Annotated in this window: 18 protein-coding genes; 8 read left to right on the plus strand and 10 right to left on the minus strand. The window is 44.5% G+C overall.

The annotated features are described in order from the left end of the window. Positions 1-228 precede the first annotated feature (228 nt). Together rppB and rppA are read right to left on the minus strand one after the other, a co-directional pair. On the minus strand, positions 229-1566 hold the full coding sequence (gene rppB, locus QT987_RS11360) for a two-component system sensor histidine kinase RppB (RefSeq protein ID WP_333239853.1): 1338 nt from the start codon (positions 1564-1566) through the stop codon (positions 229-231). Positions 1567-1728: 162 nt separating this feature from the next. Further along, positions 1729-2418 (minus strand): two-component system response regulator RppA, encoded by a 690-nt coding sequence (rppA, locus tag QT987_RS11365; RefSeq protein ID WP_333239855.1) that lies wholly within the window; start codon positions 2416-2418, stop codon positions 1729-1731. A gap of 206 nt (positions 2419-2624) precedes the next feature. Here rppA and QT987_RS11370 point away from each other — a divergent pair, with 206 nt between their 5' ends. The 3 genes from QT987_RS11370 to QT987_RS11380 all read left to right on the plus strand — a co-directional run bounded on the left by QT987_RS11370 (position 2625) and on the right by QT987_RS11380 (position 6108). Next, positions 2625-3629 carry a multicopper oxidase domain-containing protein gene (locus QT987_RS11370; protein WP_333239857.1) on the plus strand — a complete coding sequence of 335 codons (1005 nt, stop codon included), beginning with the start codon at positions 2625-2627 and terminating at the stop codon, positions 3627-3629. 160 nt (positions 3630-3789) lie between these two features. Beyond that, on the plus strand, positions 3790-5067 hold the full coding sequence (locus QT987_RS11375) for a helix-hairpin-helix domain-containing protein (RefSeq protein ID WP_333239859.1): 1278 nt from the start codon (positions 3790-3792) through the stop codon (positions 5065-5067). Between the two features lie 87 nt (positions 5068-5154). After that, on the plus strand, positions 5155-6108 hold the full coding sequence (locus QT987_RS11380) for an FTR1 family protein (protein ID WP_333239862.1): 954 nt from the start codon (positions 5155-5157) through the stop codon (positions 6106-6108). Positions 6109-6214: 106 nt separating this feature from the next. On the opposite strand, the gene QT987_RS11385 is transcribed toward QT987_RS11380, so the two are convergent. The 5 genes from QT987_RS11385 to QT987_RS11405 all read right to left on the minus strand — a co-directional run bounded on the left by QT987_RS11385 (position 6215) and on the right by QT987_RS11405 (position 13293). Continuing rightward, positions 6215-6694, minus strand: coding sequence for a hypothetical protein (locus tag QT987_RS11385; protein WP_333239864.1), 480 nt, complete (start codon positions 6692-6694; stop codon positions 6215-6217). Between the two features lie 39 nt (positions 6695-6733). Next, positions 6734-9865: an efflux RND transporter permease subunit gene (locus QT987_RS11390; RefSeq protein WP_333239866.1), complete on the minus strand. Its 3132-nt coding sequence runs from the start codon at positions 9863-9865 to the stop codon at positions 6734-6736. Positions 9866-9977: 112 nt separating this feature from the next. Further along, entirely contained in the window at positions 9978-11822 is a 1845-nt protein-coding gene (locus QT987_RS11395) for an efflux RND transporter periplasmic adaptor subunit (protein WP_445300351.1), read from the minus strand. Between the two features lie 193 nt (positions 11823-12015). After that, positions 12016-12213, minus strand: coding sequence for a hypothetical protein (locus QT987_RS11400; RefSeq protein WP_333239868.1), 198 nt, complete (start codon positions 12211-12213; stop codon positions 12016-12018). A gap of 348 nt (positions 12214-12561) precedes the next feature. After that, positions 12562-13293: a DUF305 domain-containing protein gene (locus QT987_RS11405; RefSeq protein ID WP_333239870.1), complete on the minus strand. Its 732-nt coding sequence runs from the start codon at positions 13291-13293 to the stop codon at positions 12562-12564. A 322-nt stretch (positions 13294-13615) separates the two neighbouring features. Here QT987_RS11405 and QT987_RS11410 point away from each other — a divergent pair, with 322 nt between their 5' ends. The 4 genes from QT987_RS11410 (at position 13616) to gloA (ending at position 17173) form a co-directional block, all read left to right on the plus strand. Beyond that, positions 13616-13810 carry a heavy-metal-associated domain-containing protein gene (locus QT987_RS11410; RefSeq protein WP_333072949.1) on the plus strand — a complete coding sequence of 65 codons (195 nt, stop codon included), beginning with the start codon at positions 13616-13618 and terminating at the stop codon, positions 13808-13810. 36 nt (positions 13811-13846) lie between these two features. After that, positions 13847-16102, plus strand: coding sequence for a heavy metal translocating P-type ATPase (locus QT987_RS11415; protein WP_333239872.1), 2256 nt, complete (start codon positions 13847-13849; stop codon positions 16100-16102). Positions 16103-16121: 19 nt separating this feature from the next. Next, complete coding sequence (locus QT987_RS11420) at positions 16122-16634, plus strand: cupredoxin domain-containing protein (protein ID WP_333239874.1); 513 nt, start codon at positions 16122-16124, stop codon at positions 16632-16634. 110 nt (positions 16635-16744) lie between these two features. Then, entirely contained in the window at positions 16745-17173 is a 429-nt protein-coding gene (gene gloA, locus QT987_RS11425) for a lactoylglutathione lyase (RefSeq protein WP_333239876.1), read from the plus strand. Between the two features lie 111 nt (positions 17174-17284). Here gloA and QT987_RS11430 read toward each other — a convergent pair whose 3' ends face one another. The 3 genes from QT987_RS11430 to QT987_RS11440 form a co-directional block, all read right to left on the minus strand. Then, positions 17285-19060 carry a hypothetical protein gene (locus QT987_RS11430; protein WP_333239878.1) on the minus strand — a complete coding sequence of 592 codons (1776 nt, stop codon included), beginning with the start codon at positions 19058-19060 and terminating at the stop codon, positions 17285-17287. A gap of 281 nt (positions 19061-19341) precedes the next feature. Next, on the minus strand, positions 19342-20331 hold the full coding sequence (locus QT987_RS11435) for a DUF459 domain-containing protein (protein WP_333239880.1): 990 nt from the start codon (positions 20329-20331) through the stop codon (positions 19342-19344). A 5-nt stretch (positions 20332-20336) separates the two neighbouring features. Further along, positions 20337-21752, minus strand: coding sequence for an MBOAT family O-acyltransferase (locus QT987_RS11440; protein WP_333239881.1), 1416 nt, complete (start codon positions 21750-21752; stop codon positions 20337-20339). A gap of 405 nt (positions 21753-22157) precedes the next feature. Between QT987_RS11440 and QT987_RS11445 the strand changes: the two genes are divergently transcribed. Then, on the plus strand, positions 22158-25109 hold the full coding sequence (locus QT987_RS11445; RefSeq protein ID WP_333239883.1) for an AAA family ATPase: 2952 nt from the start codon (positions 22158-22160) through the stop codon (positions 25107-25109). The last annotated feature ends 469 nt before the right edge of the window (positions 25110-25578 follow it).

Raw genomic sequence — 25578 nt, forward strand, 5'->3', positions numbered from 1 at the left:
AAATAGCTATTTAATGATTTTCGGCGATCGTGCTCTCTTCTGCAAAAGGGATTACCACAAAAAGATGATTCGGTTTTCCCCACATCTTGCACAATTCTCAATCAGCCTTTGACGGGCGGGCAGGATGCCCAACCCCTACTCCCCACAACAATAATCACTCTTTGTGGAACAGGCATCTTGCCTGTTCTTGAGCATGGTGCAAGATGTCAGTTTCCCTCACATAGTAGCTTACAAAGGCAACCGCAGCAGGAAAGTAGCGCCCTGCCCCAATTCGCTGCTGGCGCTGAGGCTGCCACGATGTGCCCGGGCAATGGTTTGGGCGATCGCCAATCCCAGTCCCGAACCGCCTGTATGGCGCGATCGATCGCTGTTAACTCGGTAAAATCGATCGAATATTCGCTCTAAATCTGCCGCCGCTATCCCAATACCGGTATCTTGAACCTGAACGATCGCCTCGATGTGATTGCAATCTAAAATAACTGTTACTTTCCCGCCCGCCGGAGTGTATTGAATGGCATTAACAATTAAATTAGCAACTAGGCGATAAAGTTGGTCGGAATTGCCGACAACATTTAATTGCTGCTGCACTCGCACTTCGGATGTTAGCGCTACCTTAGAAGCGATCGCCAAAGCTGCCAATTCCTCTACTAAATCGCTAACAAGGTCATTCAAACAACACAATTGAGGGCGATCGCGTATCACTTGATTATCCATGCGAGCCAGTAGCAGCAAATCAGCCACTAACTGAGTCAGTCGTCGGTTTTGGCGATCGATCGTCCGCAAAATTTCCTGCGCTTCTTTTTCATCTAATTGAGGCGTCAACAGCGCCGATTCTACAGTCGCCTGCGAAGCCGCTAAAGGCGTCCGCAATTCGTGAGCAGCATCCGCTGTAAACTGTTGGATTTGTCGGTAGGAAGCATAAATCGGTTTCATGGCTAATCCTGCCAGCCACCAACTAGCAAAGCCTATCAAAATCAATGCTGTAGGCAATCCTAATTTCAAAACCCATTTCACTGTACTGAGATAATCATTGAAGTCTTGCAGGCTCCGCCCAACTTGAAAATATCCCCAATCTTCCTGATTATTGGTGTGCAGCAATACAGAAATTTGGTGATAAATATTGCCTTGGCTGTCAGTGATTGTTTGCCAATGTTGTGAGTTAAATGTCGGTGGCAATTCTTCGGGATAAGCGCCTGCTGTAGCAATCAAATTTCCTGAATTGTCAAATAAACGGATATAGTAAAAGCTTTGGTTTATAGCGCTTAAAATATGGCGATCGGGCAACTGTTGTTTATCTTTAATGCCGTTAACTCCAATTACGCGGAGGTTGGGCAAAAGATCATTGACTATTGGTTCTAGGCGTCCGGGCTGCTGCAATTTTGTTTCTAGGCTGTCGTGTAGCGTCCCCGCTACTGATTCTAATTCGCGGTCTATGGCTACCCAGTGAGCGTGGGCGATCGCCTTGTATACGCCAAATCCCAACAAGCTTAAAATCAAACCCATTACTGCTGCATAGGAAATGGCTAATTGCCAGCGAGTTCGGTTAAATAGTTTATTTTGATTCATTTTTCATAACTTAAGCTGTCAGTCAAACAGTCCGCCAGGGAATGAATTCCCTGGCTAATAGTTAAAGTCCTCTAAAGAGGACTAAAGAACTCATTAGTCCTCTTTAGAGGACTTTAGCTTTGAGGCCGGGAATTCATTCCCTGCCGGACTATCGGTTTTACTTTAATTTCTCATGCGGTATCCGACGCCGTGTACAGTTTCAATTAAATTCGTGCCGCCAACCGACTCAAGTTTGCGTCGCAGCAAGCGCACTTGAGCTGCTACCACATTGCTAAAGGTATCTGCACTCGCTTCCCATAGCTGATTCCGAATTTGGTCAGTGGTGATAATTTGGTTGGGATGTTTCATAAAGTATTCTAGCAGTTGAAATTCTTTGTTTGTCAGTGAAATTATCTGATTTTTGCCGTGGGTATCGACATGACAAGCAGTGCGATTTCCGCAGTCGAGAACGAGATTCCCTACCTGTCTCTGTTGTGGTTGAATTTGGGGCGATCGCCTTTGCAAAGCCCGCAATCTTGCTAACAGTTCCGCCATCCCAAACGGCTTGACTAAATAATCGTCAGCCCCGGCATCTAGTCCCGCAACTTTATCTTCCATTCGGTCTTTTGCTGTCAGCATCAATACGGGCAGGGCGCTATGTTTAGCACGCAATCTCCGCAGCAGTTCCAATCCTGACAATCCTGGTAGCAACCAGTCAAAAATAGCGAGGGTGTATTGCGTCCACTGGCTGTCTAAATATTCCCAAGCTTCACTGCCATCGAGGGCCCAATCAACTATATATTTTTCCTGCTTTAAGGTTCGCTCGATCGCTTTCCCTAAATCGGGCTCATCTTCAACTAGCAAAACTCTCATAACTCTAATTTATAGCGGTAAATCTTTATACATTGTTAGCGATCGGCAGCATCTACCCCAACATCTAACATCACATACTGAGATGAAATCAGCATGAAATTTTCTAATTTCGCAGAAAAAAATGACTGTTGACAATTATTGACAACAAGCGGGAAATGTCTTATACTCAAACGCAATCAAATTTTTGAGAATATTTTTCAATAACTATGACAGATTTATCCGATCGTCCCGCCATGAAAAAGCCGGGGCGCTGGAGTCGCCGCCAACTGCTACAGCTAGGAATAGCTGGTGCTGGGGTAGCGGGGGGCGCGATCGCACTTCAACACTTGACTCGCAAACCGACATCAGTCGCGAGAATACCGCCCATGCCCGCAGATGCAGTCACCGTCAGCAATATCAACCCGATGCAAATTGCGCGGGATTTTGATTACGGCACGGTGACGCGCGAAAACGGGCGCACGGTACGCGAATTTCGCCTAGAAGCTAATACTTCGGTCGTCCAACTTAACAGCGCCGTCGCTTTCAACACCTGGAACGTGAACAATCGCGTGCCGGGGCCGACATTGAGGGCAACTGAGGGCGATCGTATCCGCGTCATTTTTTATAACAAAGCCGCAGATTCTCATTCGCTGCACTTTCACGGCGTTCATACCAGCGAAATGGATGGCGTTAAACCAGTGAAACACGGTTCGGTATTTATTTATGAATTCGATGCCAATCCCTACGGAGTGCATCTATATCACTGCCATATTGAGCCCGTAACTCGCCATATAGGTAAAGGACTCTATGGAATGTTCATCATCGATCCGCCAAAACCCCGCCCTCCCGCCGATGAAATCTTGTTAATCATGGGAGGATACGATGTAAACGACGACAAAAGAAACGAACTATACGCTTTTAACGGGTTGCCCAATTATTACATGAACAACCCGATCCCTATTTACCGAAATCAGCTAATCCGGCTTTACGTTCTCAACATAATTGAGTACGAAGCGGCAGTGACTTTTCACCTGCACGCCAACTTTTTTGACGTATATCGCACGGGAATGACTTTGACTCCCAGTGAAAGAACCGATGTAATCACAATGGGAGTAGCTGAAAGACATATTTTAGAATTTACCTACGGCTACGCTGGAAAATTTATGTTTCATCCCCATCAAGATGATATCGCCGAAGCAGGCTGCATGGGGGTATTTGAAGTCATCACTTAAACCAAATCCTGCTACCACGGTGCGCCGATTCAAATAAAGTATGAAATTATTTGACAAGCTCGATCGCAAATAGGTAGAATGAATAGCTCGCAAATAATTGAGAATCTTTCTTAATAACTTGTGAGTCCAAATGCACATAACGTAAAAATTAGCAACAGCCATGTTATCAACATTTCGTTTATTACTCACATCTTGCACCATTCTTAAGAACAGGCAAGATGCCTGTTCCACAAACAATGACTTTTCTTGTGGGGTGGGCGTCCCCAAGAACAGGCAAGGTGCCTGTTCCACAAACAATGACTTTTCTTGTGGGGTGGGCGTCCCCAAGAACAGGCAAGATGCCTGTTCCACAAACAATGACTTTTCTTGTGGGGTGGGCGTCTCGCCCGCCCGTAGCAGGGTTGTTGCCAATGTTGCAAGATATCGTTTATTACCCACAGCCACGGCTACAGCCATCCTCGTTGCTCTCGCTGGTTGCGCTTCCCCCACAGCCAGCAACACCGACAGCACAGTCTCACCCGTTGCCACAGCCAGTCCCGCCTCCACAAGCGGTCACAGCGGGAATCACGGCGGCCAAGGCGGCATCAACATCAATACAGCCATTCTTTCAGAGTTAGATAAACTCGAAGCCAAGTTAGGAGTACCGGCACTTTCTAACAAGATTCAAGCCAGCCGCCCTTACGGAAAAGTCGAAGAATTGGTTTCAAAAAATGTCATTACTCAAGCCCAATTCGACCAAATCAAAGACTTGGTAACTATTGAAAATGTGGTGCTGACGGGCGAACCCAGAGATGTAGACTACATGACTAAACTCGGCTTGATGAAAGGGCATCTTATCGTAGCAAAAGAACTCTTGGATCAAGGCAAACCCGACCAAGCCGAACCGCACATCGGCCATCCAGTCGAAGAAATTTATGCCGATGTGGAAGATCAGCTAAACGAGCGTAAAATTCCCGAATTTAAGACTACTTTAATTAAATTGCAGGATTTAGTTAAAGCGGGTGCAAAAGATCCGGCTCAAGTGAAGGCGGAATTTGACACATCAATGCAAGCAGTTGACGGAGCAATTGCCGCCCTTCCCGAAACGCAGCGCAAAGATCCGAAATTCGTGCTGCAAGTGATTAACGGCTTGCTAGATACAGCTAATTCCGAATACGGAGCCGCAGTTGCTAACGGCAAAATTTCCGCAATTATTGAATACCAAGATTCGCGGGGTTTTGTCATGTACGCGGAAATGCTGTACAAAGATATTGCCGAGCAAGTGGCTAAAACTAGCCCCGAAATTGACAAAGCAATTGTTGCCAACATGAATGAACTTAAGACAAATTGGCCAACTGCGATCGCACCCCCCGCCCCAGTTAAAACAACCGAACAAGTCAACCAGCTAGTTAAAAAGATCGAAAGCGACAGCCAAAAAGTTCTCAAACCCGCATCTTAAAAATATCACTCTCATCAAGAGCGGTAATTGGTAAATAATCTGCCAATTACCTCGCTCCTTAACCAGTCCCATTCCCACCATGAAAAAATGAATTTTGGCGAAGCATTGCCCACCTTTGTAATTACTCTCCGCGAAGGAGTCGAAGCCGCCTTAGTTGTCGGCATCGTTCTCGCTTGCCTCAAAAAATCAGGACAAAGTTATTTAAGTCCTTGGGTTTTCGGCGGAGTTGGCGTGGGAATTATTGCCAGCGCTTTGATAGGTGTAATGTTCGGCTGGACAATTCAAATTTTGTCCGCATCCAATCAGCCTTTTGCACCGATTATGGAGTCGCTGCTAGAGGCAACCTTTGGAGTTTTAGCGATCGCAATGCTGAGCTGGATGCTGATTTGGATGACTAAGCAAGCGCGATTTATGAAAGCCGAAGTTGAAGGTGCTGTGAGTGCTGCCTTAACGCAAAATTCTCATGCCGGTTGGGGCGTATTTAGTTTAGTTTTGATTGCCGTTTTACGCGAAGGGTTTGAAACTGTTTTGTTTGTCGTCGCCAAGTTTCAACAAGGCATTATTCCGGCGATCGGGGCTTTGGCGGGCATTCTCTCAGCCACCGCACTGGGTGTCCTGCTGTTTAAATGGGGAATCAAAATTAATATCCGCCTGTTTTTCAAATATATGGGTATTTTTTTGCTATTTATTGTAGCGGGTTTAGTGGTATCTACATTGGGACTTTTTGACAGCGCGGTGAATATTTTATCGCAAACAAATCGCGAGTCAGCCGCGCTGTGTTTCTATTACGAAAGATTTACTAAAATCCACTCTTGCATTCTCGGCCCAATGGTCTGGAATACCTCGAAACTGGTTCCAGAAGACAAGTTTCCCGGTTTGCTGTTGAGTGCGTTGTTTGGCTACACGGAGAAGCTCTATGTCGTGCAGGCGATCGCCTATTTCGTCTTTTTAATTACCGTCGGTGGCATCTACTTCCAAAGTCTGACAGGTCGAGTGTTTTTCCCGTTAAAAAAAAACTCAGGTAACGAAATAGGAAATTAAGTGCGATCGAAACGCGATCGGCTTTTTAGCGGAAATGCAAGAGGCAGTTGTTTGTTGCTAATAATTAATGCGCCCATAAGTTAGAGCGCATTAGGAAATCAGCCATCTATTGATTGAAGGTAAAACGACCGTCAACTTTTTCTCCGTTAATATCCGCAGTCACTTTCACTGGATACTGACCGGGTTCATTGCCGGGAAACAACACAGCGTAATGTTTGCCCTCAGCATCATACTTGAGAGCTAGGGTTTGCTGCTTTCCACTCGGCAACTGCACTTGAGCCGTCACTTTCGCGTTAGCAACTGGTTCCTTTTTCTCTCCTTTTTGCAAAAAAACATCTAAATGAGTTCCGGTAGCTTCTTTGTAAGGTACAAACTCTAAATGGTAAGCTCCAGACTCCACAACTTGCCCCCCTTGAGTTGCTTTTCCAGGAGCAGTGGCGGGAGGCGAAGACGCAGGTTGAGAGGCGACAGGAGGGGATGCTGGAGTGGTATTTGGATCGCTTGCTTGGTTATCGTTACTGCAAGCTCCCAAAAACAGCAATCCGACACTACCTAGAACAATTAAATTTGACTTAAGCGATTTCATTTGTTTGACTCCTTGCTGACTGACAATAATTAGAAAATATCACACATTAGCTACCTTCCCGTCTTCAATAACGGGCTGAGGTTTTTGAGGTCGTAAAAAATGCCCAAATTGAGCATACAAAGCTGGCAAAACTAACAAAGTTAAGGCTGTAGAAGTAAACAATCCACCCAACACCACAACCGCCAGAGGTTGCAAAATTTCTTTGCCTGCGCCTGTACCAACTACCAGGGGAACCATGCCTAAAGCAGAGGTAAAAGCTGTCATCAAAATCGCCACCAATCTTTCCATCGCACCTTCTTTAATTACTTGCTTGAAAGGCATTCCCTTGCTTAGTTTTTGATTGAAATTATCCACCAAAAGCAAACCGTTACGAACCGCTACACCAAATAAGGTGATAAAACCCACAAGTGAAGCTACAGAAATAATGCCACCACCGATCGCAATCGAGAAAATTCCTCCTACTAATGCCAGGGGTAAGTTAATCATAATCATCACCGCACCTGCAAAAGAATGGACAGCAAAGTACATCAGCACCGCAATAATGACTGTTCCTAAGCTACCAAATAGGATTATATTTTGGGTAGCTCGTTCTTCTGATTCAAATTGTCCACCATACTGAATAAAATAACCTGAAGGCAAGATTACCTGCTGTTGTACGTTGGTCTTAATTTCATTAACAACTGAGCGTAAATCTCGTCCTGACACATTCGCAGCCACAACCAATAAACGGGAAACATTTTCACGGTTGATGGTATTAGGGCCAGTACCGTATTCAATTTTTGCGACTTGTGCGAGTGGGATCTTCTGCCCAGAAGGAGTATCAACTAATAAGTTACGAATAGTATCAAGATTACTGCGACTTTCCGGTTTCAACCACACCAATAAATCAAATAACTGCTGTTCTTTAAGGACTTGAGATACTACTTTCCCATTCAAGGCAGTTTCTATAGTTTCTGTAAGACTTCCAATGGTAAGTCCGTAACGTGCAGCCGAAGCTCGCTCAAATTTAATCTGTAACTGACGAATGGGAATTTGTTGTTCTAACTGCAAATCAACAATACCTTTTACCTCGCCCATAGCTGTTTCCACTTCCTTCCCAATCGCTCTTAATTCTGTCAAATCAGGCCCAAAAACTTTCACTGCGATCGCACTTCTCACTCCTGAAAGCACTTCATCCATACGATGCGAAATAAAGCCTCCCACGCTGGTAGCCACACCCGGTAATTTATTAAATTCCTCTCGAATTTTGGCAATACTTTCTTCTCGCTTTTTAATGCCAATATCGCTCAGTTCTACATCCAAATGTCCTAAATTTACCCCTCCGGCATCAGCATCACCGGGCGCACGTCCCGATCGCAATTGTACTGCTGTAAATCGAGGGTCATCTTTGAGAGCATTCTGCATTGAAAGTCCCATATCATTAGTAGCAGACAGGGAACTCCCAGGATAAAGTAACATTGTATTAACTAAAGATCGCTCTTGAAATTCCGGTAAAAATACTCTTCCTAGTGAGGGAAGCACAATTAATGAAGCAATAAAAGCAGCGATGGCTGGCAATAAGATGAATTTCGGACGATTAATTGCCATATTCAAAGCAGGACGATAAAGCCGTTGGCTAAATGCCGACACCCAAGTATCATCCGATGGCAATTGACGATTTGCTAATAAGATAGCGCAAAGAGCAGGGGAAAGAGTCATTGCTACAAAAGTAGAGGCCATAATAGAAACTAAATAAGCCACTCCCATTGGGGTAAATATTCGCCCTTCTACTCCTGTTAAAGAAAAAATTGGCGCAAATACAATAACAATAATTACGGTAGAGAAAATTACACTGGTGCGAACCTCTACCGAAGTGCTATAAACTATTTCAAAATCATCTTTAGGCTTGCCATCTACTTGATTTTTCTGCAATCCCCGATAGCAGTTTTCCATATCCACAATTGAGTCATCCACAACTGAACCAATTGCTACTGCCAATCCCCCAAGAGTCATAGTATTTATGCCTTCCCCAAACCATGATAAAATCAACATTCCTATCAGCACCGACAAGGGAATGGCGCTGAGAGTGATGAGAGTTGTGCGCCAATTCATCAAAAACATCAGCATGATTATTGAAACAATAATGATGCCATCTCGTAGGGAATCGCGCACATTTTCAATAGCAGAATCAATAAAACTTTCTTGGCGAAAAGTTACTTGTACTTTCACATCCTGGGGTAATCCGGCTTGCACTTCCTCCATTGCTTTTTCAACTGCTCTGGTCACAGTTGGAGTATCAATTTGAGGCTGCTTGTTTACCAGTAAAACCACTCCTCTCTCACCATTAACACTACCATCTCCTCTAGCTAGTGCTGCTCCTAATTTTACCTCTGCCACATCGCGTAATTTGATGGGTTTTCCATCCCTAGATATTACTACTGATTCTGCCAATTCTTCAATGGTTTCAATCCGACCTACGCCACGAATAATTTCTTCGCGATCGGGTGTAATCAAAAATCCCCCAGACGCATTGGTATTTGATTGCTGTGCCGCTTTGGTCACATCTTCTAAAGAGATATTAAATGCAGTTAATTTGACTGGATCGACTAAAACTTGATACTCTCTAACATCACCTCCATAGGCAATGACTTGTGATATTCCCTGCACAGCAAGTAATCTGTTAGTGACATCTCGATCGACTAACCGTCGCACTTCCATTAAATCAGTATTTGGCTCCTTTCCTTCTGCTTTTAGGGTGAAGGCATACATTAAAATTGTGGCAATCGGAGAAGATACAGGAGAGATTTGTGGTTCTTCAACACCTTGAGGCAACTTGGATCGGGTTTGCTGTAAACGTTCAGCAACTAATTGTCTCGCTTGATAAATATCTGTATCGGCTTTGAAAATTACTCGAACAACTGAAATACCTACCGCCGAAGAGGAGCGCACGGTTTCTACCCCCGGAGTTCCATTGACTGCGCTCTCAATTGGTAAAGTGATTAAAGACTCTACTTCTTCAGGGGCCAATCCAGAAGCTTCTGTTTGAATTTCTACTTGAGGCGGGGCAAAATTAGGAAAAACATCAAGGGGCATTATAGTTAAATTATAACTACCCAAAAAAGTGACTATTATTGCAGCGATTACAACTAGCCAACGTTGAGCGATCGACCATTTGAGGATTGAGTTGAGCATGAAGTGAAATAGTGGTAATTATTATTTGAGCTACTTTGAAATCAGAATATAAAATTAGGATCAAAAGCGGATTATTCGCCGAAACTATGTTTATTAAAGTTAAGGCTAATGGTCACACTTTATTAGTTCCCACCACTTTCCGATCGCTCTTGCGGCGACCAGCCACAACCCCAACTAAGAAAGCTACAGTACATAAGATTGTTCCTCCTGCTACTCCCGCCAACCATAGAGGCATTGGAAAACTATTAAAACTAGCCTCTATTCCATTTGGAGTTAATGCCGTTTTTTCCTCCGATTCTGAATGTTTACTATCACCTCGCAAAGATTGAGCATAAAGTTGAGGAGCGCGTTGAGTCACTATTAAATCTCCCTCAAATAAACCACTTTTAACCTCTATTAAATCCGCGGAAGTATTACCTAAAGTAACTTCAACTGCTTGAAAAGCATTGCCATTTTGCAGGTAAACCAACTGCTTCCCATTAGCTTCTACAATGGCTGAGGTAGGAATTGCCAGAACTGGTGTTGTAGTTCGACTGGTTAATATTTCTAATTCGGCAAACATATTCGGTTTGAGGACACCATCACTATTATCAATTTCCGCTTTGACAGGAATAGCCCGGTTTTCACCTTCTACCACAGAGCCAATTAAGTTAATTATTCCGGTGAAAGTGCGGTTAGGGAAACTAGCAATTTTTACCATTACTTTTTGACCTGACTGGATTTGATTCAGGTCTTTTTCGTAAATATTTGCTGTGGCAAAAACGCTGCTGTCGTTTAAGATACTCATCAGCGGTTTTTCCGCCGAGTTTACTGATTCTCCGGGGGTGATTTCGCGATCGGCTACCGTCCCCGAAATCGGAGCAACTACGGTAACGAGTCCTCGATCGTTGGCAACAGTTCCTAATTGTTGCAGTCGCGCTTGATAGGCTGCATCAGCCAAGCGAATGCGCGACTGAGCGACTTCGACGGCAGTTTTGCCGCGTTTGAGTTGGTTCTCGGCTTCTAGGACTTCCCGGCGACTCAGAGCTCTGGTAAGTTGAGCTTTTGCGTCTGCTACTCTGCCTTGAGATTCCCGCAATTCCCGCATCGGCAGGTCTACTTCGGCTTGTTTAATTTCGGTTTGGGCTTTGATAACTTCAGGACGGCTTTTTGCCTTAGCAAGAGCGGCTTGTGCTTCGGCGAAGTGGGCTTGCGATTCCAGCATTGTGCGCCGCGCGATCGCCCCTGATGCCACTAATTCTTTGTCGCGATCGAACTGTTCTTTAGCCACTGTCAGTTCAGTTTCTGCCCGCGCTATTTCTGCTTGCGCTATTTCAACTTGACGCTGATAGTTTTCTTGAGCGGCTTGCACCACGGAACGATTATTTACTAATTCTTGTTCTTGCTGGTACTGCTTAGTTACCGCTGCCAATTGGGTTTGGGCTTGGGCGATTTCTGCTGCGGATATTTGACTTTGGCGATCGTAATTTTCTTGAGCTAACTTAAAGTCAGCCTGCGCCTGCTGCAAATCGCCTTCTGCTTCAGCTCGTTTTGCGATCGATTCCACGCGCAATTGCCCTAATTCCGCACTCGATAAAACAGCAACAGGTTGACCTTTTGATACTTTGTCACCCGGTTTGACTAGCAACTCAACCGCTGTGCCGCTGACGGGAGCCCGAACTTCAACTTTTTGGTTGGGTAAAGTCTCAATTTGTCCGGTAGTTTTAATGCCCACAGCCAATCGCTGAGCTTTCACTGACTCAACTTTAATTCCGATCCGCTTCGATGTTTCCGCATCGACAGAAATAGCAGCAGGAGTTTGAGTTGTTTCGCCGCTTTGGTGAAATTCATCTCCGTGTCCCGCGTGTGCCAAAACGACAGCCGGAGAACTTAGCAAAATTAGGCTGAACAAAATTCCAGAAAAGCTGCTAATAATGGCCGGAGATTGAGCATATTTGTGAAATATCATCGTTGGCATTGTCCTTGAAATCAGGTTGAGTGCCACAGGTTTAGCAGTTGGTATTTTGCCAAGGTAAGTAAGTGATACCCATTAAGTAAAGTTACTTATTAGCATTTTCCAAGAAGCGACCGCTAAGCAATGACCAAGAGCTAGAAATGCTCTACTCAACCTAGTATTTCAGGGTCAAATGAAATTAGGATGAAATTTCGCCTCAGCAGCCCAGATGCCCACCAGATTCTAAAATATGAAGATAAGTTTTGCCTAATGACAAGCGATTATGCTGTAGATTTTTTTCAGGTTTTTTTATCTCTGCTGGCGCTGCAATTTCTTTTGTCAATGCGCTCAGTAGCTCATCTACGGCTGCATTTGACTTATAAGTGGTGTTTAATTCCAAGCTATTCAATATCATACACTACCCTCTCTATCCATATAGCTTTTTACTGACTTACCTACTACTTTAGAGGTAGAGATGAGCAATTGTCTACAGTATTCTTACGTAAGTTTCTACTACTTTAGAGGTAGGGCGGCTCCATTATCTACAGTATGTGTAGGTACTCTCAAGAAACTGAGGTGGAGTCAGACAAATGCTGACAGCCACAGTCGAGCTATATTACTTTGTCTACCAAGGTTGTCGCCACTTTTTCCTTTGTTCAATTACTTGCTTTTGTGAAGCAAGTATTTTCGGAACTCTTGAGCTACTGTGATTAATGTCACTCATTTTCTGGAGTTGGGTCACGTTTTGTTGATGTGAGCTAAATTACTGTTTGTACCAAGCTTGCCGCCACTGTTTCATTTGCTCAATTTCTTGCTTTTGCGAAGTCAGAATTTCTTGAGCTAATTTCTTCATTTCCGGCCGTTTCGACTTCTTCAAAACATCTTCAGCCATCACTAAAGCTCCTTCGTGGTGAGGAATCATCGCATTGATAAATCGCAAGTCAAATTGGTCGTCAGCGGCCCCTAAATCCATGCTCATCATCATGCTTTGCATTTGTTCGGGAGTCATTGCCATCATGTGACCCATGGGAGCGTGATAAGCCATCGGCGTACTGCTGGCTTTGGGATACCAAGTTTTTCGCCACTCTTTCATTTGATTTATTTCGCGGTTTTGAGCAGCAATTATATCAGTGGCAAGTTTTTTCATTTCCGGGCGTTTGGATTGTTTAAGCACATCTTGAGCCATGTTTACAGCACCTTGATGGTGTACTGTCATGCCATCAATAAATCGCAAATCGTAGTCGGCATCAGCAGGGCCTAAATCCATTGACATATCGTGATTCATGCCATGATTCATGCCATGATTCATGCCACCCATCCCACCGCCTTGTACCACGTCTTGCTTGTTGTTTGCTTCGGTTGCAGCCGTAACATTTGGGGCGGGAGTTTCACTGGAAGGGGCATTTGAACAAGCTGCAAGCACTCCACTGGTTAAAGCGGCTGTGGCGGTCAACGTCAGCGCTGCAAAGCCTGTTTTCAATGAAATTGGTTTCATAGAGCTTATATCCTTAAACTGGCCATTTCTCTTCAGTTTTTCACATATAAATGAAATTAGGATGAAATTTTTGCTGCAAACTTGTAAAGAATTATTTCTGTGCCGTCGATCGCACTCAAAGTTAAGATTTACAGAACTCACTTGAACCTAATTATGTAGGGTACACAGTCCGCGCCTTACCCCTATGGGTAGGGTGTCAAACCACTTTTTTCATAATTCCTGATTTATTTTGCAATTCCCCTTGACTCTCCAGTGTACTGGAGACTTTACAATGGAGTTAATTCATTTATTGAGCAGAATAGTTTCTGCTGAGGTTCAAATTATGACTTTACAGCTAAAAGTTCCTAAGATGGCTTGTTCTGCTTGTGCGACTACAATCACAAAAGCAGTCCAAGCTATTGACTCAGCCTCAACGGTTGAGGCCGATCTCAAGACAAAATTGGTCACGATTCAAACCGCTAAGTCAGAAAGTGAAGTTAGGAAAGCGATCGCATCTGCTGGCTATCCAACTATTTAAAGACAAAGGGTAAATGTCTCATTGAGGAGGGCATCTATGGACAATCTCACACTTAAATTGCGGGGCATGAGTTGTGCTTCTTGTGCTTCATCTATCGAACAAGCAATCCAATCTGTTCCCGGCGTAATTGAGTGTCATGTCAATTTTGGGATGGAACAAGCAACCATCCAATACGACTCCAAGCAAACCGACTTAGAAACAATTCAATCTGCTGTTGATGATGCGGGATACGAAGCTTTGCCGCTTCAAGAAATGGCGGGACCAGAGGATGATTCCGAACAAGCCGATCGCAAATCTGAATCTCAAACCTTGCAGCAGAAACTCTGGACAGCAGGTATCATCAGCATCCTGCTAGTGGTGGGTTCTATTCCAGCGATGACCGGCTTGCACCTGCCATTTATTCCCGCATGGCTGCACAATTATTGGCTGCAATTAGTCCTGACATCCCCCGTACAATTTTGGTGCGGGAAATCGTTTTATGTGGGAGCTTGGAAATCCCTAAAACGGCGGGTGGCGACAATGGATACTCTGATTGCCTTGGGTACAAGTGCTGCTTACTTTTATTCTGTATTTGTGACATTTTTCCCAGGTTTATTCACAGCCCAAGGTTTAAATTCTGGCGTTTACTACGAAGTTGCCGCCAGCGTTATTGCCTTAATTTTGTTGGGGAAAACCATAGAAAATCGGGCGAAGGGAGAGACTTCCGAAGCCATTCGCAAACTCATGGGTTTGCAAGCAAAAACTGCTCGAATAATTCGCAACGGGGAAGAGTTGGAAGTGCCGATCGCCCAAGTGGAAATTGGCGATGTCGTGCAGGTGCGGCCGGGCGAGCAAATCCCCGTAGATGGAGAGGTAACTGAGGGTGCTTCGACGGTAGACGAAGCAATGGTTACGGGAGAAAGTTTGGCTGTCAAAAAGCAGCTTGGCGACGAAGTTATCGGAGCCACAATTAATAAAACTGGCAGCTTCAAGTTTCGGGCGACAAGAGTTGGCAAAGATACATTTTTAGCTCAAATTGTCAAGATGGTGCAGGACGCACAGGGGTCAAAAGCACCGATCCAAAAGTTAGCAGACCAAGTGACTGGTTGGTTTGTTCCTGTAGTAATTGCCGTCGCTTTAGCTACTTTCATTATCTGGTTTAACGCGACGGGAAACTTCACTCTAGCCACAGTGACAATGGTGGAAGTGCTGATTATTGCCTGTCCCTGCGCTTTGGGTTTGGCGACTCCGACTGCTGTGATGGTGGGAACTGGGAAAGGTGCAGAAAATGGGATTTTAATTAAAGGAGCCGAGAGTTTAGAATTGGCTCATAAAATCCAAATTATCGTATTAGATAAAACAGGAACTCTCACAGAAGGCAAGCCGACTGTAACTGATTTTGTGACAATTAAAGGAACGGCGAACAGCAATGAGTTAAAGTTGCTGCAATTGGCGGCGTCTGTAGAGCGAAATTCGGAGCATCCTTTGGGGGAAGCTGTTGTGAGGTATGCTCAATCTCAAGAGGTTAATTTGACGGATGTTAAGGATTTTGAGGCGATCGCGGGGAGTGGTGTTCGCGGGGTTGTAGGCGGAAAGTCGATCGCCCTGGGAACGCTGAGGTGGATGCAGGAACTAGGCTGCGATACTGAATATCTGGAACTGCGCGCGAGAGCTTTGGAAGCTGCGAGCAAAACGGTTGTTTGGATGGCTGTAGCAGGCAAAATAGAGGCAATTCTGGGCATTGCTGATGCCCTCAAACCATCGTCCGCGCAGGCGGTTAAAGCACTTCAAAAACTCGGTTTAGAGGTGGCGATGTTGACTGGGGATAATCGCGCGACTGCGGAGTCGATCGCCCAATCCGTGGGCATTACTCGCGTTTTTGCCGAAGTTAGACCCGACCAAAAAGCAGCTCAAATTCAAGCCCTGCAACGGGGAGGAAAAATTGTCGCGATGGTGGGAGACGGGATTAACGATGCACCAGCTTTGGCCTTAGCAGACGTGGGAATTGCGATCGGCACCGGCACCGATGTGGCGATCGCCGCCAGCGACATTACCTTAATTTCAGGCGATTTGCAAGGCATAGTTACAGCAATTAAACTTTCCCGCGCCACCATGCGGAACATCCGCGAAAATCTGTTTTTTGCGTTTATTTACAACATCGCTGGAATCCCGATCGCGGCGGGCATTTTGTACCCCATTTTTGGCTGGCTGCTAAATCCAATTATCGCCGGTGCAGCAATGGCTTTCAGTTCAGTCTCTGTAGTTACTAATGCTTTGCGATTGCGGAATTTTCACGCCAAATCTAGTGCATAAATTTGGAGGAATTAGAAAAATGTTACAGCCTAGTCAAATTTGGGGAAGTCTCGCGAGTTTAGGACTTGTGATAGGAATTGCATCGGGAGTTCAAGCTTCAGAAATGTCCGTCCAGCATTCTACTTCAACGACTCAATTCCGCAGCATTGAACAGCCACTAGGTTTAAAAGTTGGCGTCACAATAGGTGGTTTGACATTAATAGGTTTAGAATTGTGGTGGTTTTTGTTCAGTAAATCTAAAGGGCAGCAAGCTGAATCTATTCAGGGTATACAAGAGTTGAATATTACTGTAGACGGGGGTTATGATCCTGCCACTGTAGTTGTGAAAGCAGGTCAATTAGTCAGGCTCAATTTCTTGAGGCGCGACCCCAACAGTTGTCTTGAAAAAGTGTTGTTACCAGATTTTCACATTGTGCGAGAATTGCCTCTAAATCAGGTAACGGCTGTTGAATTCACCCCTCAAAAACCTGGACGATACCTATTTACTTGCGGCATGAATATGTTTCGGGGTGTGGTGGAAGTACAAAGCTAAATCAAATAGACAGTTGTCAACCTGCGGCAATTGCGACGGTTGAGGCGCGAGTTTTTTCAGCAATAAATCGCTAAAATAGATTAAAGCTTAAAAAATTTGGAGTGAGCTAAATGCAACTACTACACACGATGCTCCGAGTCGGCAACCTGGAAGAGTCCCTCAAATTTTACACTGAGGTTCTGGGCATGAAATTGCTGCGGCAAAAGGACTATCCAGACGGTAAATTTACTCTGGCTTTTGTGGGCTACGGCGATGAATCCGACACTACAGTTTTGGAATTAACATACAACTGGGGCGTCGAACAGTACAATTTAGGGGATGCTTACGGTCATATTGCGATCGGCGTTGACGACATTTACGGTACTTGCGAAGAAATCAAAGCTCGTGGCGGTAAAGTTAGTCGGGAACCCGGCCCGATGAAGCACGGTTCAACAGTCATCGCTTTTGTGCAAGACCCAGATGGATATAAAGTTGAATTAATTCAACTGGAAAATCAAGGTAGCAACACCCAGAAAGTAGCAGCAACAACCGCATCTTAGAGTTCGTCCTCTAGTCCTGGTAGGGTGCGTCAGAAACAATTTTTTTGAGTTAAGTTGAAACTCTTTCTCTGACGCACCCTACTGAGGGGATTTAGGGGGTTTTTAACACTTTTAATGCGATCGCACCGACGGTACAAACTGCTGCAAATATATTTTTTGCCACAAGACAGAAAAACTGCTCCCTATTTGGCTTAAGCTATCAAATTTAGGAATTAATTTAGATTCTCGGCGCTTGTCTAAAGCAGCGATCGCCGAAAAAAATATAGCTAATACTAACAAAAATACCAGCATTACACTAAATAAAATATTCCAACAAACTAGAAATTCGCTTGTGTAGCTGACGGTAAACAGCGAGTTAATCACTGAATCCGATAAATACAAGAGCAGCCCTACTGAAAACCACACCCCGAACAATACCCATGTCCATTTAAAGATATCTGTTGCAGTCTTGTGATTTTTAGACACAGAAAGTTCTAAATCTCTAATTAGGCTGTTAATTTTGGATGTGACTTCATACAAAGTATATTGCAAAGAATCTCTGAGAGAATTTAGCTCGTTGTCGAGGTTTATGCACTGCTCGGATGTGCTTTTGTCAAAACTGAGATTTTGGAGTTTATTGCGGTGCACAGACAGTTTATGACCTAGGGTGTAATCCCATTTTTGCAGCCGCTCTATAGTCAAATACAAAAGTTCCCTATTTGCATCTAACAAGCTCTGGCAATCTACGATCGACTTAACTAACTTGCTGAGATTGTTGATCTGCTCATCTACAGTATTTTGGTATTCCCTCTGTTTAGCTGACAAGAAACTTGCGAGTTCGACATCCCGCTCGCCGCACAGCGCCAAAGCCTCACAATACAAGTCGTCAATTTCCATTTTACCGAAATACAGTGACGCTTTGTACTCCTCAATTTCGGGAAGAGTCAGGGATTGTAAAGGCTTATATTTTACCTGAAATTTATATAGGATCGCTGTCAGAATCTGCGCCGATTTTTGCTCCAGCTTGTCTTTGTAGGGTGCTAAAATAATGGCAGCTAGATTTTTGACTTTCGCTTCCGGGTGGTGCAGGAAATCAAAAATTTTGGCAATTATTTGGGAGAATTCTAAGTCATTAAAATTCTTTTCCGCAACTTCCAAAAAGTTTGTTACCGCTGCATCGTTGTCGGCCTTCAATTTGTACGGGCCCCTAAGTGCGATCGCAGCAAATACTCGATCGATCCAAAACAGATATTCCTCGCAATCCATTGGCAGGCTCGGCAGCAGCCAGCTAGGGCCGTACACCCAAAAATCGAGACAATTCTCATATTCCTTACCGCTGTCATTTCTGCTGCTGTCGTCCAAAGCAAATTTGTTGCTTGCTAATAGTTGAATTTGCTCTTCTACAACCAGCCGCTCAATTTCCCCTGCATTGATTGTGGAATTGACAGCACCTTCCTTGCCTTGTTGTTGGCCTACTTCATCCAACCACATTGACTTAATACTAACAGCAGCAGACCACCGAATTAAAGGAGTCGAGCCCCCTCGTGCTTCCTGTTCTAACGCCGCCAGCAGATTTTTGTTAAAATTACTTGCTCTAGCCGTTCTCTCACTTGATATCAGCCCCTCTCGCACCTTCCCCAATGCTTGAATTGCCAAAGCGCGAAACAGCAAATTCGGATGCGGTTTTCTGACGGATTCCGGTATATTTTCTCTGAATATTCCGCTGTTGGGTACGCCCAAAACTTCAGCAAAAGGCTCGATGCCGCACTGTTGCAGGATTTTTTCAACTAGGTTTATTCTTTGCCAAGGTTGAGTATATTTAGTGAGAGTGAAGATTAGCGCTGTGCCACTGCACCCCATTGACTCAGGGATGTTAGTGCGATCGAGTTTCCACATATTGCTCGTCATAATTTGTCGCCATGACAATTGCTAGATATGGAGGCCGTTGTTGGATGCTGAATTCAGCATTACATTTACTGTGGCTTTTTGTCAATATTAGTCCTGGACGCATAGGGAGTTATAAACCCGGTTTCATGAGTAAATTTATTATAACTCAATCCTAGATTTTCCCTATAAACCTAGTTGATCGAGACCAATGTGCGTCCCAAACTAAATATATTATCTTGCATTAATCGGTGAAATGTCAAAAAATTTGGTTGAGTTGAGTCACAAAAACCAACCTACTCTCGTCATTTCTTGGTCGGAGCTTTTAAGATTTTGTCGCTCACCATTTTGTCAACGATTAAGTCGCTGATAATTTGAGCTCCGTGGGAGGTAAAGTGCAAGCCGTCATTATTTTTTACATAGCCTCGCTTACCCGATTTATTAGCAACTACTGGAACAAATTTTCCGCCTTGTCCAAATGTCTCCCAAGTAGAAATAAATTCGATTTTTGATGAAGATTTACTGGCAGTCTTATAAATATTGTTCATGATGGGAAAAGCTTTGAGATAGGAAGATTTGTTGGGCATCGATTGACCGACCCAATACACTTTTCTCACGGATGACGAATCCAGTAAATTGGCATATTTTTCAACTCTTTCTTGATAAGTTTTTTGCCATTCTTTGCTCATAACAGCCCGGGCTTTTCCTTGAGAATCTATAATATTTTGACGGTCATTGGCTCCAAACAAAACTATCACTACATCCGGCTGGTAATTATTAAGATTTTGTCTAGTTCTGGCATACCAGTCATAATAATCTATCCGATTTAATCCAGTCGAGACCTTGTAGTCTATTTTGGTATCGGCGATATTGTATTTTTTCTTAAGAGTGTACTGGAGTTGAATTCCTAAGTCGAACATTACGGAATCTCCAATAAATAAAAATCTGCGATAAGGTATGGTCAGTTTGGGTTTAGCTGGGGTTGTTTTTTTCCCTTGAGTTGGTTTTTTAGCAGTGGCAGGCTTAGGGGGTTGAACGGCAGTTTTTGTTTCGGTTTGGACAGGAGGAAGTTCTGATTCTTTGGGGAGGTTATCGAAGTTGATATCTTTAATTTTGCTCCAAAAATCTTGTTCGGATTTTCGGAAACCGTCTATTTTTATCTGGCGCGCGGCTTGTTTAATTTCTGGACTTGCGAAAGGAGTTGAAGCAAAGCTTTTGAGAAATAATGATAAGTTTGAAAAGATTAAAGTGAGAATTACAGAAGTAACAATCAGCAAAATTTCCCGGTCTTTCATATGTCTTAGAAATTAAAGTAAATAAAAGGCGGAACGGTACTCGGCCCCAACATCAAGATAGTATAGACGAGCAGCGAAACTAAGACAACCCGGAAGAAAATGTTTTTTAATGACAATACGGTTTGCAATAGTTGGGAGATGCGATCGCCCCACAAGTTGAGCGCGCCAATGACTGCAATTACTAAATACAATTGCCAGAAGTTAAATTGAAAAGTTGCGACGACAGGATGGATAATTCCTTCAAAAAAGCTCACCGCAGTTTCCCAGTTGGGAGTGCCAAAAAATACCCAGCTACAAGTAACAAAAGTAAATGTTAACAACCAACTGCAAAATTTAGCAAATCTGGGAAAGGCATAGTCTAATTTAAAGTGGATAGCTTGGGGGATATCTTTACATAAATGGTTGACAATTAATCCTAAACCGTGAATTGCTCCCCAGAAAATAAAGTTTAAACCTGCGCCGTGCCACAATCCACCGATCGCCATTGTCATCAGTAGATTTACGTACTTCCTCAACTTGCCGTATTTGTTGCCGCCAAAGGGAAAGTAAACGTAATCCCTCAGCCACTCGGAAAGACTGATGTGCCACCTTTTCCAAAATTCTTGCAGGCTGAGCGATCGGTATGGCATATTAAAATTGGCAATGGGTTTGAAACCCAGCAAACAGGAGATGCCGTTGGCTAAATCCGAGTAGCCGCTGAAATCTACGTAAATCAAACAGGAATAGGAAATTGCCGCGAGGATTAAATCGATGCTGCTGTACTGCTGCGGGACTTTGAATGGCAAGTCAGTGAAGTTAAACAAAAAGCTCGATAAAGTATATTTTTTGAAGAGTCCAGACAAAATCAAAACTATAACTTCTTCAATTTTATAGTCGTATTTTTCCGGTGAATTTAGCTGCCAGTAAAATTCGCGAGCTCGCGAGATTGGCCCGGAGGCAATTTGCGGAAAATAGGTAATGTAGGCGGCATAGTCTACAAAATTCGGACAAGGGATTTTTTGCTGGTAGCAGTCGATTAAATGGGAAATTATTCTAAAAGTGTAGAAAGACACGCCGACGGGGGCGATTATTTGCAAAACTGGAAAGTCGGCGGGAATTTGTAGCTGATTCAGTACCTCAAATAAGGAAGTTACAAAGAAGTTGTAATATTTAAAGATGCCGAGATAGCCAATGTTGAAAATTAGACCGGAGATTAAAGCAAATTTTTTATATTTACTCTTGCAGAGCACCCGGAGAATGATATAATTGTAGACTGTAGAGAAAATCAGGAGCAAGAGAAAGTCAAAACTCCAAAAGGAATAAAATAATAAACTGGAAACTAACAAGACAATTTTATACAAATCGACTTGGGGTTTCACAGAGACGATCAGGCTAAAAATAACTAGGAAAAATACTAAAAATTGGTAAGTGGGAAATAGCATAAATCTCAGCCGATAAAAAATCTTGTTTCTGGCAATATTTTTATAAGTACGGCCAGCGAACCTATCCCGAAGGAAATCGCCCTAGTCGGTCTGAACTCATATGTTGCACCATTGTCAGTTAGCCTTTTATGAACAGGCAAGATGCCTGTTCCACAAGAAAATTTATCTTTTGTGGAACGGGCATCTTGCCCGTTCTGGAGAATCGCGCAAGATGTGAGTCTCACCGCAGCAAATTTCGGGGTGGATTACGGACTGTAAGCTTTTTCAATCTTGTCAATTATTTCACAACTTCCGCCTTAGTTAACCGCACTCATAAATTCATAATCCTGTTTAAAGATTATGATGGTTATGAGACGATGTATTAACTGATAACAACAGGAATCCCCTTGATTGCGAGGAACCAACGTGCAGCCAACAGACCCTAGCAAATTTACAGATCAAGCCTGGGAAGCCATTGTCAAATCCCAGGATGTAGCCCGCCGCTTTGCCAATCAGCAGCTAGAGGTTGAACATTTAGCCATCGCCCTTCTCGAACAGCTTGGCTTAGCAAACACCATTCTCAGCTTGGCTGGGGTAGATGCCACCCGCTTGGCCCAGCAGTTAGATGCTTTTGCCAAACGACAGCCCAGAGTGGCTAACGCTGACCAACTATACCTCGGTCGCGGCTTAGAAGTGATGTTAGATGTTGCCGAGGCCACCAGGGCGACTTGGCAAGATAATTTTATCGCCGTTGAACATTTATTAATTGGCTTAGTAGAAGACGAACGAGTCGGCCGCAGGTTGCTGACAAAAGGCGACGGCCCGCCTGGTCGCCCCGGTTACGATCGCAAACCCCCAGCAGGTACACTCGATCGACCAAAACTCGAAGAAGCCATCAAATCTTTCCGCGCCACTGCTAAAGCCCAAGAAAAAAATTCCGAAACCGGGAAAGGCAGCCGCAGCAACGCTAAAGCCCAAGATCAAGATGGCGAAGCTAACTCCGACGCCCTCAGCAAGTACGGCCGCGATTTGACAGAAGCCGCCAAAGCCGGCAAACTCGACCCAGTAATCGGCCGCGACGAGGAAATCCGCCGCGTGGTACAAGTTCTTTCCCGCCGCCAAAAAAACAATCCGGTGTTAATTGGCGATCCCGGAGTCGGAAAAACTGCGATCGCCGAAGGTTTAGCCCAGCGAATTGTCAACGGCGACGTACCGGAATCTTTGAAAAATCGCCAGCTATTTAGCCTCGACATGGGCAGTTTAATTGCTGGGGCAAAATTCCGGGGCGAATTTGAAGAACGATTGCGGTCTGTATTGCGGGAAGTCATCGATTCTGACGGGCAAATTGTCTTATTTATTGACGAATTGCACACCGTTGTTGGCACTGGCGGCGGTGGCAGTTCCGGTTCGGGAATGGATGCGGGAAATTTGTTAAAACCCATGTTGGCGAGAGGCGAATTGCGCTGCATCGGCGCAACAACTCTCGACGAATTCCGCAAGAATATTGAAAAAGATCCTGCCTTGGAACGCCGCTTTCAACAAGTATTTGTCGGCGAACCCAGCGTGGAAGATACTGTTTCGATTTTGCGCGGATTGAAAGACCGTTACGAACGCCACCACGGGGTAAAAATTACTGATTCGGCCCTGGTAGCTGCTGCAACTTTGTCTTTTCGCTATATTTCCGATCGCTTTTTGCCGGATAAGGCGATCGACCTGGTAGATGAAGCGGCCGCCCACTTGAAAATGGAGATTACCTCTAAACCTGTGGAATTGGAAGGCATTGACCGCAGGGTGATGCAGTTGGAAATGGAAAAATTGTCGATCGAAGGCGAAGGAAAAGGTGCTCTCGCCCCTGGGCTCGGCTTCCGCGTCGAACGCATCACATCGGAGATTGACATCTTAAAAGTCAAGCAGGAAAAATTGTCCTCTCAGTGGTTGGGCGAAAAGCAGTTGTTGGATGCAATCAATAAATTGAAAGCAGAAGAAGACCAATTGCGAGTGCAAATCGAACAAGCAGAAAGGGCTTACGATTTGAATAAAGCCGCACAGTTAAAGTATGGGAAATTGGAAACTGCTGTGCGCGATCGCGAAGCGAAAGAAGCGGAACTTTTGAAACAGCAAGCTCAAGGTTCTTCCCTGCTGCGGGAAAAAGTTACTGAGGGCGATATTGCGGAAATTGTCGCCAAATGGACGGGCATTCCGGTTAACCGATTGTTGGAATCAGAACGCCAAAAATTGCTGCAATTGGAAAAACACTTGCACCAAAAAGTCATCGGTCAAGAGGAAGCTGTAACAGCCGTGGCGGCGGCAATTCGGCGCGCTAGGGCGGGTATGAAAGATCCGGGGAGGCCGATCGGCTCTTTCTTGTTTATGGGCCCCACAGGCGTCGGTAAAACTGAGTTAGCGCGGGCGTTGGCGGAGTTTTTGTTTGACAGCGATGATGCGATGATCCGCATCGATATGTCGGAATACATGGAGAAGCAAAACGTTTCCCGGTTGGTAGGAGCTCCTCCCGGATATGTCGGTTACGATGAAGGGGGACAACTTTCCGAAGCAGTGCGGAGACATCCTTATTCGGTAGTGCTGTTTGACGAAGTTGAAAAGGCGCACCCCGATATATTTAACATTTTGTTGCAAGTGTTGGATGACGGCAGAATTACCGATTCTCAAGGTCGAGTGGTTGACTTTAAAAATACCGTAATTGTGATGACCAGCAATATCGGCAGCGACCACATTTTAGACGTGTTTACTAAGAAGGAAAAAACCGTCAAAAAACCTGCTAGTCGGAAGCAGGAAACGAAAGATTTGTCAAGTCAAAAGACAGATTATAAAGTGGCGGCCGATGGTACTGTTGAGGTGTCGGCCCAGCGAGTTGATGTTGATACTGTAACTAAGAGTGAAAACAAGACTGAAAACAAGAGCGAAAATGAAAATTTATTGACTCAAGAACGGGAGACAGACCAAGAGTACGAACAGATGTTAAAACGGGTGATGACAGCGCTGCGATCGCACTTCCGGCCGGAATTTCTTCAGCGGGTGGACGAGACAATTTTGTTCCACACTTTGAGCAAGGTCGAACTGCGGCAAATTGTCAGTATCCAAGTGAAGCGGATCGAGCGTTTGTTGGCCGAGCAAAAAATCACTTTGGAACTGTCGGATGCGGCGAAAAACCATATCACAGATGTCGGTTACGACCCGGTTTACGGCGCTCGTCCCTTGAAACGCGCTATCCAGCGGGAGTTGGAAAACCCGCTGGCTAACAAGATTCTGGAAAATGCGTTTGTGGAGGGTGATACAATTGCGATCGACTGTGAAAATAACTCTTTGCAATTTCGCAAAAAAGAGTCTCGTCCGGCGCTAGCAGGTAACAGTTTGTAGTTGCCGAATAGTTAGGAACAGGCAAGATGCCTGTTCCACAAATAATCCATTTTCTTGTGGAACAGGCATCCTGCCTGTTATTGAAAATTAGCAACAGGCAAGATGCCTGTTCCACAAATAATAAGTCTTCTTGTGGAACAGGCATCTTGCCTGTTATTGAAAGTTAGGAACAGGCAAGATGCCTGTTCCACAAATAATAAGTCTTCTTGTGGAACAGGCCTCCTGCCTGTTATTGAAAATTAGCAACAGGCAAGATGCCTGTTCCACAAATAATAAGTCTTCTTGTGGAACAGGCCTCCTGCCTGTTATTGAAAGTTAGCAACAGGCTTTCCGGCCTGTTCCACACACAATCAATTCTCTTGTGGAACAGGCATCCTGCCTGTTATTGAAAATTAGCAACAGGCTTTCCGGCCTGTTCCACACACAATCAATTCTCTTGTGGAACAGGCATCCTGCCTGTTATTGAAAA

Origin of the sequence: Microcoleus sp. SVA1B4 (assembly GCF_036700545.1) — a bacterium.
GTDB lineage: Bacteria > Cyanobacteriota > Cyanobacteriia > Cyanobacteriales > Microcoleaceae > Microcoleus.

Excerpts from the sequence above, each read along its gene's own strand:
- rppB (WP_333239853.1), bottom strand. The coding sequence starts at position 1,566 with ATGAATCAAAATAAACTATTTAACCGAACTCGCTGGCAATTAGCCATT.
- rppA (WP_333239855.1), bottom strand. The coding sequence starts at position 2,418 with ATGAGAGTTTTGCTAGTTGAAGATGAGCCCGATTTAGGGAAAGCGATC.
- QT987_RS11370 (WP_333239857.1), top strand. The coding sequence starts at position 2,625 with ATGACAGATTTATCCGATCGTCCCGCCATGAAAAAGCCGGGGCGCTGG.
- QT987_RS11375 (WP_333239859.1), top strand. The coding sequence starts at position 3,790 with ATGTTATCAACATTTCGTTTATTACTCACATCTTGCACCATTCTTAAG.
- QT987_RS11380 (WP_333239862.1), top strand. The coding sequence starts at position 5,155 with ATGAATTTTGGCGAAGCATTGCCCACCTTTGTAATTACTCTCCGCGAA.
- QT987_RS11385 (WP_333239864.1), bottom strand. The coding sequence starts at position 6,694 with ATGAAATCGCTTAAGTCAAATTTAATTGTTCTAGGTAGTGTCGGATTG.
- QT987_RS11390 (WP_333239866.1), bottom strand. The coding sequence starts at position 9,865 with ATGCTCAACTCAATCCTCAAATGGTCGATCGCTCAACGTTGGCTAGTT.
- QT987_RS11395 (WP_445300351.1), bottom strand. The coding sequence starts at position 11,822 with ATGCCAACGATGATATTTCACAAATATGCTCAATCTCCGGCCATTATT.
- QT987_RS11400 (WP_333239868.1), bottom strand. The coding sequence starts at position 12,213 with ATGATATTGAATAGCTTGGAATTAAACACCACTTATAAGTCAAATGCA.
- QT987_RS11405 (WP_333239870.1), bottom strand. The coding sequence starts at position 13,293 with ATGAAACCAATTTCATTGAAAACAGGCTTTGCAGCGCTGACGTTGACC.
- QT987_RS11410 (WP_333072949.1), top strand. The coding sequence starts at position 13,616 with ATGACTTTACAGCTAAAAGTTCCTAAGATGGCTTGTTCTGCTTGTGCG.
- QT987_RS11415 (WP_333239872.1), top strand. The coding sequence starts at position 13,847 with ATGGACAATCTCACACTTAAATTGCGGGGCATGAGTTGTGCTTCTTGT.
- QT987_RS11420 (WP_333239874.1), top strand. The coding sequence starts at position 16,122 with ATGTTACAGCCTAGTCAAATTTGGGGAAGTCTCGCGAGTTTAGGACTT.
- gloA (WP_333239876.1), top strand. The coding sequence starts at position 16,745 with ATGCAACTACTACACACGATGCTCCGAGTCGGCAACCTGGAAGAGTCC.
- QT987_RS11430 (WP_333239878.1), bottom strand. The coding sequence starts at position 19,060 with ATGACGAGCAATATGTGGAAACTCGATCGCACTAACATCCCTGAGTCA.
- QT987_RS11435 (WP_333239880.1), bottom strand. The coding sequence starts at position 20,331 with ATGAAAGACCGGGAAATTTTGCTGATTGTTACTTCTGTAATTCTCACT.
- QT987_RS11440 (WP_333239881.1), bottom strand. The coding sequence starts at position 21,752 with ATGCTATTTCCCACTTACCAATTTTTAGTATTTTTCCTAGTTATTTTT.